At 66.9% G+C, this 12,453-nt stretch carries 10 protein-coding genes and 1 pseudogene; 5 read left to right on the forward strand and 6 right to left on the reverse strand.

Translation table 11 applies throughout. The features are described from left to right. Positions 1-131 precede the first annotated feature (131 nt). Positions 132-395, reverse strand: coding sequence for a heavy-metal-associated domain-containing protein (locus tag K3M35_RS19585; RefSeq protein WP_037217551.1), 264 nt, complete (start codon positions 393-395; stop codon positions 132-134). 419 nt (positions 396-814) lie between these two features. On the opposite strand from K3M35_RS19585, the gene K3M35_RS19590 reads away from it, so the two are divergent. Then, complete coding sequence (locus K3M35_RS19590; RefSeq protein ID WP_006554257.1) at positions 815-1,930, forward strand: hypothetical protein; 1,116 nt, start codon at positions 815-817, stop codon at positions 1,928-1,930. Positions 1,931-2,558: 628 nt separating this feature from the next. Further along, a pseudogene (locus tag K3M35_RS19595) lies at positions 2,559-2,756 on the forward strand (ATP-binding cassette domain-containing protein); the annotation flags it as partial. 94 nt (positions 2,757-2,850) lie between these two features. On the opposite strand, the gene K3M35_RS19600 reads toward K3M35_RS19595, so the two are convergent. The 3 genes from K3M35_RS19600 to K3M35_RS19610 all read right to left on the reverse strand — a co-directional run bounded on the left by K3M35_RS19600 (position 2,851) and on the right by K3M35_RS19610 (position 4,897). Further along, on the reverse strand, positions 2,851-3,180 hold the full coding sequence (locus K3M35_RS19600; protein ID WP_006554259.1) for a cupin domain-containing protein: 330 nt from the start codon (positions 3,178-3,180) through the stop codon (positions 2,851-2,853). 92 nt (positions 3,181-3,272) lie between these two features. Beyond that, a complete protein-coding gene (locus tag K3M35_RS19605) occupies positions 3,273-4,322 on the reverse strand; it encodes an IS110 family transposase (RefSeq protein WP_006554260.1) in 1,050 nt (349 codons plus the stop codon). Positions 4,323-4,519: 197 nt separating this feature from the next. Continuing rightward, positions 4,520-4,897, reverse strand: coding sequence for a hypothetical protein (locus K3M35_RS19610; RefSeq protein ID WP_006554261.1), 378 nt, complete (start codon positions 4,895-4,897; stop codon positions 4,520-4,522). 453 nt (positions 4,898-5,350) lie between these two features. Here K3M35_RS19610 and lgt point away from each other — a divergent pair, with 453 nt between their 5' ends. Further along, positions 5,351-6,256: a prolipoprotein diacylglyceryl transferase gene (gene lgt / locus K3M35_RS19615; RefSeq protein WP_138846005.1), complete on the forward strand. Its 906-nt coding sequence runs from the start codon at positions 5,351-5,353 to the stop codon at positions 6,254-6,256. Positions 6,257-6,905: 649 nt separating this feature from the next. Further along, on the forward strand, positions 6,906-7,802 hold the full coding sequence (gene gnd, locus K3M35_RS19620) for a phosphogluconate dehydrogenase (NAD(+)-dependent, decarboxylating) (protein ID WP_138846006.1): 897 nt from the start codon (positions 6,906-6,908) through the stop codon (positions 7,800-7,802). A 482-nt stretch (positions 7,803-8,284) separates the two neighbouring features. Here gnd and K3M35_RS19625 read toward each other — a convergent pair whose 3' ends face one another. Then, a complete protein-coding gene (locus K3M35_RS19625) occupies positions 8,285-8,692 on the reverse strand; it encodes a four-helix bundle copper-binding protein (protein ID WP_138846007.1) in 408 nt (135 codons plus the stop codon). Between the two features lie 237 nt (positions 8,693-8,929). After that, the gene (locus K3M35_RS19630; RefSeq protein ID WP_006554265.1) at positions 8,930-9,841 is read right to left on the reverse strand and encodes a DMT family transporter; all 912 of its coding nucleotides are present in this window, start codon (positions 9,839-9,841) and stop codon (positions 8,930-8,932) included. A gap of 869 nt (positions 9,842-10,710) precedes the next feature. Here K3M35_RS19630 and K3M35_RS19635 point away from each other — a divergent pair. Next, entirely contained in the window at positions 10,711-12,372 is a 1,662-nt protein-coding gene (locus tag K3M35_RS19635) for an AarF/ABC1/UbiB kinase family protein (RefSeq protein ID WP_006554266.1), read from the forward strand. Positions 12,373-12,453: the final 81 nt, after the last annotated feature.

Here is a 12,453-nt window from a genome sequence, read left to right on the forward strand (position 1 = left end):
CGGTCAGCGATCGCCGGCGACGGCTCACCCGGCGCCGGCGGGGCGCCGGGTGAGCGAGTATGCCCACCCGGTCAACGCTGTGTTCGCCTGCGGGCGTGGGTCATCGTGCGCCGGTCGATATGGGCGGGTCGTCAGCTGCAGCAGCAGCCACCCGCTCCGCTCGCCATGGGCAAGGAGCGACCGACCGCATCATCTGCGGAGACGATCTCGTAACCTGCGTCGGTAATGGCGCGGGATACGGCCTGGGTGGTTGCGGTTCCGGTCGTCGTCACACTCCCGGCCTGCAAGTCGACCTCAACGCCGGTCACGCCGGGCACTGCGCCGACAGTGGTTTTCACGGACGATACGCAATGCCCGCAGGTCATTCCCTGAACCTGGTAGGTGGTGACCGTCATCGTCATAGTCCTTTCTCCGAACGCCGTGGGGTGATCCCACACCCGAATCATATACCCCCGGGGGGTATATGATTCGGCTCGGCAGGTTTCTTCAGGAAATCTTCACCTTGGCACCCGGGGAGTGAGGTGGGCGTCCACGGACGCGTCGCCCGAGGCTGGTCGATCGATTCGCAAAACCGTGGCCGTCGGGGCCGGGTCGAGAGCGTCCCGGCGTCGACTATCCTGGCGAGCCTGGATCGAATACCTCTCTCCCGCGCGGGATATCGACCGTCAGCGGTCGGTGCGCCGGGGCGGTAATGACGTTCACTCGAAGCTCCTCGACCTCGGCCGCGACCGAACCACACCGGAGGTACGCGATGAACCCCACCAGCGGACCGGCCACAAGGGGACCGCTTGTCCGGTCGGGGAGACACTCCCTGATGGCGCTTGCGGCAACGGTGGTCCTCGGGACCACACTGTCGGGGTGTTCCGGCGGCGCCGACCCCGCCCCCGGTCCGGCCCCGTCCGCAGCAACCACACCGTCCGGACCGGCCGGGACGGTGACCGGATCGGTGTGGGTCGCCGACGAGGAAGGGGACAGTCTCACCGTGGTGGACGCGGCCACCGACGAGGCGGTGACGACACTGACCGGCGTGGACTCACCCCACAACGTCCAGGTCGGACGGGACGGGACGACCGTATACACGGTCACCGGTGACGACCGAGTGATCGCCATCGACCCGGCCATCTATGCGGTGCGCGCGGTCGCGCCCACGGGTTCGGCGCCGGCACACGTGATCGACGCCCCGAACGGCAAGGTCTATGTGACCGACGCGAGCGACGGCACCGTCTCGGTGTTCGAGGCCTCCGGCTTACGGCCGGCCGGGCGGATCGAACTCGGCGGGATGCCCCACGGGCTGCGGCCCGCGGCAGGAGGTTCGGTGATCGTGGTCGCCGACACCGAGGCCGGCGTGATCCACCTGATCGACCCTGCCACCGATCGGGTCACCGGGACGGTACCCGTCGGCACCGGCCCGGCCCAGGTCGCGGTCTCCGCCGACGGACGGTTCGCGTACACCGGGACCACCGAGCCGGCCGCGGTGGTCAAGGTCGATCTGACCGCCCGCGCGGTAGTGGCCACCATCGCGGTGCCGGCCGCGCCCGTGCAGCTGTACCTGACCCCGGACGAGAAGACCGTGGTCTCCGCCGACCAAGGCACCCGGCAACAACCCGGCAACACCCTGTCGGTGATCGACACGACCGAAATGACGGTCCGCGCCGACGTCGGCACCGGAGCAGGCCCGCACGGGGTGGTGATCGATCCCTCGGGCACGCGCGCATGGGTGACGAACACGTACGACGACACGATGTCCGTGATCGATCTGCCCAGCCTCTCGGCGGTGGCGACCGTGCCGGTCGGCGAACGACCCAACGGGGTCAGCTTCTCCCCGCGCCCGCCGACGGCCACAGCCCCCTCGACCGGAGTGACGCTTCCGCCGCCAGCAGTTACCGAAGACCGTAGCGACGAGGAACACCCGGATGAGCACGGACCGTAAGGCGCGCCCGGAACGGCCGGATCGGACCACATGACCAACTACCCGTGGCTCGACACCGGCCACGCGGCGGCCGGGGCGGCGGCATCCTCACCGCAGCGCACCACGGCGTCGGAAAAGCGAAACGCCGGCGCAGCGTGTCAGCCACGGAGGCGCCGACGGCTCACGCGGCGCGCAGCCGTCCCGATGCGTGGGATCGCCGTCGGAAGCACCGCGGCAGCCCCACCCTGAAACAGCCCCTCCCCTGCTACCGGGTCGCTCTGCGAAAGCCGTGCTCTACATCGGCATGTTCATCATCGGTATTCCACTCATCTGGTGAAACCACATCATCAGCTGGTGCAGCACTAGGTGCGCCTGGTCCATCATGCCCATCATGTTCACTGTGCTCTCCTTCCGGAATCGGCACTCTCGACGCTCGAGGTGGCCCTAGTATCGGTTCCCGGCGAAGTGGGCGTGCCGTATCGGCGGCGGCCGGCGGGTTTCTTCAACAGATCTTCATAAGATCTGCCCGCCACGGACAGATGTCGCTCGTAGGTGTGCTCACCGTGGATCATCGAGGTGTGGCATCGAAAACGGCGGTGCCGAGCCGGGATCGACGGTGGCCTGCCGGCGCGATCGTCCGAGGTGTGAGATGGCTGTTTCCAAACCCGCCGGGCCTTCGCCGAGGCCGGTGCTGGTCGCGGAGGGGGTCGAGAAGAGCTTTCGGCGAGGATGGTGGCCGGCCCGGCGTCGTTCCACAGTGCTGCGGGGCACCGATCTGGTGCTCGCGCCCGGTGAGGTGGTCGGGTTGACCGGCGAGAACGGCTCGGGCAAGTCGACGTTGATGAAGAGCGCCGCGAGCGGCGGTGCCGCGACATTGTGGGCGGATCACCACGGGTGAAGCACCCAACGGGTATTCCTTCGAGAAAGTCCGGCTCGCCCGATCAGGTCTTCGCGACGGTGAGCAGCACCGTGCTGTCTTCGCAGGCGTCGATCCGGTGCCGGGCGCGGGGAATGATGACTAGATCTCCAGTTCTTGCGTCCCAGGAGGTGTCACCAGTGCTGAGACGGATGCGCCCGTGCAGCACGTACACCGTTCCCTCGCCGGGGCTGTCGTGTTCCCCCATCGATCGTCCCTGTTGCAGGGCGATGAGGGTCTGGCGCAGCACCTGGTCGTGACCGCCGTATACGGTTTCGGCACTGCGGCCACTGGACGCGGTGGCGGCGTGAGACCGCAGGTGGCGGGCGACGGCGATCAGCGACAGCTTCTTCATGCCCTTTTTCTACCGTCTCTACCCAGCCGGCTTGTCCTTCTTCCCGCAGACCGCGGACCGGAGTTCTGACTGCAAGGACGCTCCTATGGATGTCAAGCGGTCTGATGGTGTTCGAGTAGCCGGTAGAAGTCGCGGGCGATGTATCGCTTGAGGCAGCGTTTGGTCTCGCGGGACGTCTTTCCTTCGGCGGTTCGTCGGGCGGTGTACGCCTTGGTCGCGTCGTCGTATCGTTGCCGGGACAGCACGACGGTGTGCAGGGCCCGGTTGAGCTGCCGGTCGCCGTGCCGGTTCAGCCGATAACGGGTGGTGACCTGACCACTGTTCGCCGGAATCGGCGCGACGCCGGCGAGCATCGCGAACGCCGCTTCGGACCGGATACGGCCGGGGTGCGACCATGCGCACAGCACCGTGGCGGCCACGATCGGCCCGACGCCGAGCTGGGCGAGCAGGTCCGGCCGCCACCGCCGCACGATGGCCAGGATCTGCTTTTCGAGGTCGTCCGCTTCGGCCTGCAGAGTGCGGGCACGACGGGCGAGTGTCTTCAACACGGTCGCTGTGGTGGTGGTTTCGGTGTTCCAGTCCTTGCGTAGGCGCACGGTGGCGGCCCGACGGATCATCTCGGGTAGTTTGTGTCCGCGAAGCGTGTCGCGCAGTACCTCGGGGGCGGCGATGACGAGGCTGAACAGCTGGCGTTGGGCGACCGTCGAGGCGTCGACGGCGGATCGGCGCGCAGCCAGCAGTACCGATAGTGCTTGACGGTCACCACCTGATCGTGGCGTGCCGACATCCTTGCGGGACAATGCTTCCCGTGCCGCACGCACCGCGTCGAGAGGGTCGGACTTGGCGCCGTGGCGACGTTGGGCGCGCTCGGGCCGGTCGAGTTCGACGACGAGTTCCTCACGGCGTTCGAGCAGTCGGGCCAAGCCGGCACCGTGCCCGCCGGTGCCCTCGATCGCCCACACTCGCACTGCGCTGTGCTCGTCGGCGAAGTCCACCAGATCCTGGTAGCCATCGACAGTGGTCGTCACGGTGATCTGGCCGAGAACAGCGCCGGTGCCGGCGGCGACCGCCGCAGCGGTGTGGGTGTCGACGTGGGTGTCGACTCCGATGACGACGTCGACGATGTCAGTCAAAATGGTCATGCGTTCCTCCATTAGCTCCGGTTGGGACGAAGGGTCCGGTCCGGATGGGAGTCTCGGCAGGACTGTGACGGGACACGGCGGTGCTGTGAACACCACCGGTCAAGCTCCTGATCAGGCCAGTCGCTCCACCGGGCCGGGGCCGACGGACCACGAGCGGACAAGTCCCGGGAAAGGCACGAAGCCAGTCAGGCGAAGAGTCACGCACGCAGTCCATCGACTTCAGCCCACCACCGGCAACTGGCGAACGTGCCGGCATTCACGCGGTTGGTGGTGAATCCATCCTCACAGTCAGCGGAGGACGTGCATGACGGTATGTGGTGAGCCGGGACTCGGTACGCGACGGGCACCCGCACGGTGATCGGGTCCGAGGCGATGCGGGTCGCGGCCTCGACCCGCGAGCGGATGTCGGTGGCGGCCGGGGCGATGTTCAGCCGGCCTTCCTCGGCGGGGCGAGACGGTGCCACTGCCCCTCGGCGAGGCCGGAAAACCGGGAGGGTGTTCAAGCGCAGGATCTGCAGCGGCTCGGTGCGGGGGCCGTGGAATCCGGCGTTGAGGACCTCCAGTGGGTTGTCCAAGCGGCCAGCGGGGTGCGTATCTCGTGTACCAGATCCGAGAACCCGCACCGCTGGTGCCCTCAACCGAGTCACGTCGCTGAGCGAGTCGACTGCTGATGTGCGCCCGCTGGTCGAATCCACCCCGAAGCGGTTGGTAGCGGCCACTGGCAATCTCTAGGGCGGAGGCGGGCAGCTGCCGGTCGAAGTCGGGCATCATGCACCAGTCCTGACGACTTCGGATACCAGCAGCATCCTCCCGTTGCCCATCTTCAGAGAACCTTCATCAAATGAACACCTCCCACGGGCAGGCACAGGGCAGGATGGAGCAACGTGGCACCCGCCGGCACGCCGGCTACGCCGCCCGCGGCAGCCTGGTAGCGCCCCTCGCGCACACGGTCTCCCGCGCTCTGAAGAACATTTGTCCCACACGCGTCCGCATCCAGCCGCGGCCCCGATATGACATAGGAACAACACGTGGTCTCCACCGGCGTACCCCCCACGGCCACCGTCTTGGCGTACCTGCCCAGCCCGCCGCAGGGGGTGTGGTACCTCGGTCCCGTCGCGCTGCGCGCCTATGCGTTGTGCATCATCGTCGGGATCGTCGTGGCGATCTTCTGGGGCGACCGCCGCTGGATTGCCCGCGGTGGTGAACCCGGCACCGTCCTCGACATCGCGGTGTGGGCGGTGCCGTTCGGGTTGATCGGCGGCCGGCTCTACCACGTGCTCACCGACTGGCCCAAGTACTTCGGCGAGGGCGCCGACCCGCTCGACGCCCTGAAGATCTGGCAGGGGGGTCTCGGCATCTGGGGCGCCGTCGCGCTCGGCGGTGTCGGCGCGTGGATCGGCTGCCGCCGCCGCGGCATCCCGCTCCCTGCATTCGGGGACGCCCTCGCCCCGGGAATCCTGCTGGCGCAAGCCATCGGCCGACTCGGCAACTGGTTCAACCAGGAGCTGTACGGTCGGGAGACCACGGTGCCGTGGGGACTCGAGATCTACGAGCGACGCACCGATTCCGGCCTGACCGGACCCGACCTGATCGACGGGGTCTCGACCGGCGAGGTCGTCGCGGTCGTGCATCCGGCCTTCCTGTACGAGCTGCTGTGGAATCTGCTCGTCGTCCTGCTGCTCGTCCTCGTCGACCGCAGGTTCCGGATCGGGCACGGGCGGCTGTTCGCGCTCTACGTCGCTGGATACTGCGCGGGCCGGTTCTGGATCGAGCTGATGCGCTCGGATCCCGCCACCGTGATCGCCGGCATCCGCATCAACTTGTTCACCTCGGCGATCGTGTTCGTCCTCGCCGTCGCCTACGTCGTCCTCGCCCGCAAAGGCCGCGAGGCGCCCGAAGACCTGAAATCCCCGCCTGGACGCACCGGACCTTGAGATGACGTTCGACGGACCACGGACGCATCGGTGCCGTAGAGGGAGAATCTGCGCCGGGATGAACGGGGAACCGGGACGCCGGTCCCGCATTCCGACACCAGGCGATGATCGCCATCCGTTTCGCCGCGGCGACATCGACGTGGACGACTCCCGGGCTCAACGACGCGCCCTGCGCCACTTGCTGATCCGACGCAACGCTCTCCTTCGACCCCCAGGAGACTATTCGTGGTCGACCTCTCGTATCGCAGAGTTCGTACTCGGTTCCGCCGTAACCTAGGAGGCCGGGCCGCATGCGGCACACGAGAACAGCGGGTGACCCGGTCACAGCTTTTCCAAGGTGGCCCGTGCCTTGACGCACAACACCGAGGATCGAACCAGGCGATCATGATGGCACAGCTCGCCCCACGGCCGGTCCGGGCGGATCCCGGGGAAGGCGGGGCGCCGACCGGTGAATACAACGCATTTGTGCCCATTCCGCGGTTGCGCGCTCGCGCCGGAGACCTGATCGGACTCCCGCATCCGAGCGCCGACGACCCCACCGTGGCGAAACCGACACATCATGACCCGGGGCGCAAGGCGCACAGGTGGCCGGGCCGGGACCGTGGCGGTCGAGTCCCGAGGTCCGAGCCCGCCGAGAGAAGGAGTAGCGATGCAACTGGGACTTGTGGGCCTGGGCCGGATGGGTTCGGGCATGCGCCGGCGCCTGCGTCGACGCGGCCACGACGTCATCGGATTCGATCCGCACTCCGCCGCCAGTGATGTCACCTCTCTGGAGGCTCTCGTCCAGGCGTTGTCCGTCCCGCGCACGGTATGGGTGATGGTTCCCGCCGGCGCACCGACCCGGGAGGTGATCGGCCAGCTTTCCCGGATGTTGTCCGGAGGAGATCGGGTCGTCGACGGCGGCAATACCCGATTCACCGAGGACCGCATCCATGCCGAGATCCTTGCCCACGCGGACATCCGATTGGTGGACTGTGGGGTCTCCGGAGGGGTGTGGGGGGAAGCCGACGGGTATGCGCTCATGGTCGGCGGCCACCCGACCGATGTCTCTGACCTGATGCCGATCTTCGAGGCGTTGTGTCCGGACGGTGAGCGCGCCGACTCGTTCGTCCATGCCGGGCCCCTCGGGGCAGGACACTACGCCAAGATGGTGCACAACGGCGTCGAGTACGGCTTGATGCAGGCCTATGCCGAAGGCTTCGAGCTTCTCGCCGCCGAGGAGTTGATCACCGATGTACCCGCAGTGCTGAGAGCCTGGTCGCGGGGCACCGTCGTGCGGTCGTGGCTTCTCGATCTTCTTGTCGACGCGGTGTCCGACGAAGACGAGTTCTCCCGGGTGTCGGGGTATGTGGAGGACTCCGGTGAAGGCCGCTGGACGGTCGAAGAAGCCCTCCGTCATGCTGTCCCTGCCCCCGTCATTTCCGCCGCACTGTTCGCTCGGTTCGCCTCCCGGCAAAGCGATTCGCCGGCGATGAGAGCCGTGGCCGCCCTGCGTCGCCGATTCGGTGGCCACCCCGTACGCACCCACCGCCCACCGAAGGAATGACGTGGGTTGGCTTTGAGAAATGTCCGCGGCTCCACGGTGATCGCACCGTGCCACCCTGCTGTGAGTGGCACCCTTGCCATGGCGGCAAGGGCTGCGGCCACATGCATTTCCTCGGTGCTGCCAGGCGCACCGCAGTGGACGAGGAACCGATCGGCCAAAGCGTGCGGCGGCGACGTACTCACGTCGTTCGGATTGTGCCGTGATGATCGCAGCCCATCGCGGACACGAAGTCGACGATCGACCCGAAGCTCACGCGCCCGTCATGCCCGGTCGGGTGTGATACGTCATCCTGCGATACCGACGACCGGTGCTCTCACCGTCGAAGGGACCGAGGGCCACTGTGCCAGCGTTGGACGGTGCGGCCATAGTTCCGGTCCCCGCCGCCGTTCGAAGAGCGGGAAGACGGTCCTCACACCACCCTCGATGTGCAGTCGCGACCGACGAACCGCTTGACAGTCCGATCTCTCGAAGTCGGAGCCGGGTCAGCCGAGGGAGGCGATCAGATCGTGGCACGCCTGTTCACACCGTCGGCACACCTCGGCACACATGCGGCAGTGTTCGTGATGGGAGGCGTGCCGAGCACACTCGTCGCCGCACGCCTTGCACGCCGCCGCACAGGTATCGAGGACGGACCGGGTGAGGTTGGCGTCGTAGCCGGTGTGGCGTGAGAGCACCCGTCCTGCGGTCTCACAAATGTCGGCGCAGTCCAAATCGATGCGGATGCACTTGACCAACTCGGCTGCCGCATCCTCGCTCAGACACGCATCGGCGCATGCAGTGCATACTTGCGCACACTCGATGCACGCCTCGATACAGGCGGTCAGTTTCGCCGTGTCGATCCGGTCGAAGCTCTTGGGGTAGGTATCGAGCATGCTCGCTACGGTGCTCACTGGTGTCTCCTCTCGTCGATGCCGGTTGCTTTGTCACTGGAAGTACCCGGTTCAGATGCCGTACCCGTTCATCCGTCGCGAAAAACGAGGTGCCGTAGTTTTTGTGGTGCTGCATCCCGCGCCGACCATCTCCCTGTCCGGCCATCCGGCGTGGTGTTCGACGACCGACGCGTCCTTTTTTCGAATGCGCCGGTAGAGCCCACCCGGATCCTGGACCAATGTGTTGGGGCGCAGGGCTCACGCCCGGTCGTCGGCAGATCCGCTCGGCGATGGCCGAATCCCGCGCGGTCGTAGCGCGAGCCACAGCGCGGCCAACACTACGGACAGCCCGAGCACCGTCCAACGGTTCGGGCGCTCACCGAGCACCAATGCTGCGAGAACAATGCCCACCACCGGCACCAGGAACGTCCACGCGGTCAAGGTGTCGAGCCGGCAATGCCGGCTCTCGGTGAACCAAGCGACGAATGCTGCGGCGGTACCTCCGACGGACATCGCACCCAGCACTGCCACAAAGCCCGGAGTCCAGGAAATATTGGGCGCTCCCTCCGTGAGCGCTGCCCAGACGGCCAGCCCTGCTCCACCGAGCACGAAATGCCATCCGCTGGCTGCGACGACGTCGAGCCCGCCCAAGCGGCGGCCCAGCAACGTGCCGGCGGTGACCGCCACGGCGGACAGCAACGCCAACACCGCCCCTTGCCCTCCGCCGCCGGGCACGGCCACCACCACCAAGCCCACGAATCCTGCCGCCAGCGCTGCGACCGTGCGCGGGGAGATTCGTTCCCCGTACCACCACCACGCCGGCAGCACGATCAGCAGTGGTTGCGCGTTGGCCAGTACCGCGGCCGTGCCGGTCGACGATCCCGCCACCGAGGCGAACATCGCAGCGAACGCGAGGGTGACATTGACCGCAGCCAGTGCGGAGATCAGCAGCCACGCGCGCCGCCCGCGGGGTCGAGGTCGATGTTGGACCCCCGCCACCGCCAGAAGCACTCCGCCCGCCACCAGGGCACGCAGCGCCGCGAACCACAGGATCGGCGCATACGCGAGCCCCCACTGGATCCCGAGGAAGCAGGCGCCCCACGCCGCGATAATCCACGCCATACGCAGCGGTTTCGGCGCGCGCAGCTCCGGGGCGGCCTCGACAGTCATGATCTGCCGTGTATGCCTGCGGTTCGGTGTAACGGCTCCTTGTTGTCCGGCCGCGCACGACGGGGGTATGCATCACCACGCAAGTCGAACATCCCTGTAAGACGCACTGTTTCCCTTCCGGCGATGCCTAGTCGCGCCGATTCACGGCGACGCTGTAGCGGTTATCGGCACAGTGTCATCGGTCGAGTTCACGCCGTATTCTCCGACCGGAACAGCCCAGTCCCCTTCCAGCTGTCTGCGGGTGTCGAAGTCGAGTCTCGCCGCCGGGCGGGTCCGATCCGACACGGACGGTACCCCTCGATAGTTGTCTTCACCACCGTAGGTCGCCCCACAGGCAGGGTCACCTGTGTGGAGGATCCGGCGCCCCACTGCGGGCAGCGCGACACCGGCGGCCACGGAACAGCAGTACAGCGAAAGCGCTCACCTCCGGCGTGTTTCGCCGACCGAATGCGCGTGGTGGTCCTGCCGCTTTCACCCTGCCCACGCGCTGCCGCCACCGTCTCGTACGCCGGTCACCGCCTGCGACGATTCGATTCGTCGGTAACGAGCCGGTAGAGCACATACAGCGCGAACCACGCAATCGACACGGCCGCCAGGACGAGCAACGCCTCGAAGAGAACAACCACGACATCAGAGTAGAGTGCCCGGGGTCAATTCGATGGCGTCCGTCGAGCTTCCGGTGAAGAACGACGCTGTTGCAACGACGGCACCTGATCAGCGTCACTCTCAGCCTTGACGTACCGCGATGCCACTAAACTATGTCGCTATGACACCGCAGGATAGATGCGCGGAGCGCCACGTCGCCGGGGCCAGCCGGCGACGAGTGGACGGCTGCACCGAGCCGATCGCTGCCCGGCGGAGCTGAATCCATGCCGCCACCTCTGAGCGAACGGTACCGTCAAGTCGCCGAGACCCTGGGCCGGCACGGACTCGGATTTCTTATCGGGGCGGCGGGTCTGCAGCGGTGGGTGCCCTTCCACCGAGGGCTTCTGGGACACGACCGCCGGGAACAGCCCTATTCGAGTCCCGAGCATCTGCGCCTGGCGCTCGAACAACTCGGGCCGACTTTCATCAAACTCGGCCAGATCCTCTCCACCCGCCAGGACCTGCTACCCGAGTCCTATCGGGTGGAGTTGGCGACACTGCAGGACGCCGCCCCGACGGTGCCGGCCTCGACCATCGTCGAACTCGTCGAGCATGAACTCGGGGATTCCGTCTCTAGGATCTTCTCTTCCTTCGACGTGCACCCGCTGGCCAGTGCCTCGCTGGGGCAGGCACACGCGGCTACATTGCGCGACGGTACCGCGGTGGTGGTCAAGGTGCGACGCCCCGACGTGGTCGAACAGGTCGAGCAGGATCTGGAGATTCTCCGGAATCTGGCCGCCCGGGCCAGCCACCGATGGGAGGCTGCCGCCGACTACGATCTGCCCGGCGTCGCTGAGGAATTTGGCCGCACCTTGCGTGCCGAACTGGACTATCTCGAGGAAGGACGCAATGCGGAACGCTTCGCTACGAACTTTGCCGGTGACGACGGCATCCACATTCCTCGCGTCTATTGGGACACCACCAGCTCCCGAGTCCTGACACTTGAGCGCATCAGAGGAATCAAAATCAGCGATGTGCCTGCTCTCGACGCGGCCGGCGTCGATCGGTCGGCTCTTGCGGCACGGTCCGCCGGGATCGCCGCAAAGATGATTTTCGAAGATGGGTTCTTCCACGCCGATCCGCACCCCGGGAACCTCTTCGTCGAACCCGGTGGTCGCATCGGGCTCATCGACTTCGGCATGGTCGGGCATCTCGATCCGCCACTCCGCGCACATCTCGGAAACCTGCTGGTGGCGTTGGCACGTCGGAATCCGCGCCGCGTAGCCACTGCCCTGGCTGAGATGACTCCTGCTCGCGGTGCGGTCGATGTGGCTGCCCTGTCCGTGGACCTGGCTCCCGTCCTTGACCGTTACGCCGATCGCACCCTGGGTGAGCTCCCGGTCGGTGCCTTGATCCGTGACATCGTGACTGTTCTGCGTCGTCACCACGTCCAACTACCACGCCAACTCGCGTTGTTGCTGAAGATGCTCGTCATGACCGAGGGGCTGGGTGTGCAGGTCGATCCGGACTTCCAGCTCACTCAGGTCATCGCCCCCTACGCCCAGCGGCTGGTCGAAGACCGTTACTCCCCCACCGTCCTGGCGCGTCGGCTCACCGCAGCCAGCGCTGTCGTCCTGGACCTCATGGCCGAACTTCCCGTCCAGCTACAGCGAGTGCAGGACATGCTCGAGGCCGGAGGTCCGGAGGTCCATCTACGGACCGCCGAACTCGACGCACTCGTGGGTCGACTCGAAACGACGACACATCGCCTGGCCGTCGCCATTCTCGTCGCCGCGGCTCTACGGGGACTTGGGGATGCGGCGGCGGCCACCGGGGCGGACCGACACGGACTCTGGCACCGCCTCCTCTTGGGGGTCGGTCTGGGTACGGCCGGATCACTAGGGCTGTCGCTGGTGTGGACGACCCGCCCACCCCGGCGGCGGTAGAGCAATAGCGCTGTCACCGCACACGCACACCTGTCGGTGCCGTCGACCCGAGCCACGTCGCTCGGGCCTTGCACGCCAGTC

The sequence above is a fragment of the Rhodococcus sp. DMU2021 genome (assembly GCF_019641445.1).
GTDB classification, from domain to species: Bacteria; Actinomycetota; Actinomycetes; order Mycobacteriales; family Mycobacteriaceae; genus Rhodococcus; species Rhodococcus pyridinivorans.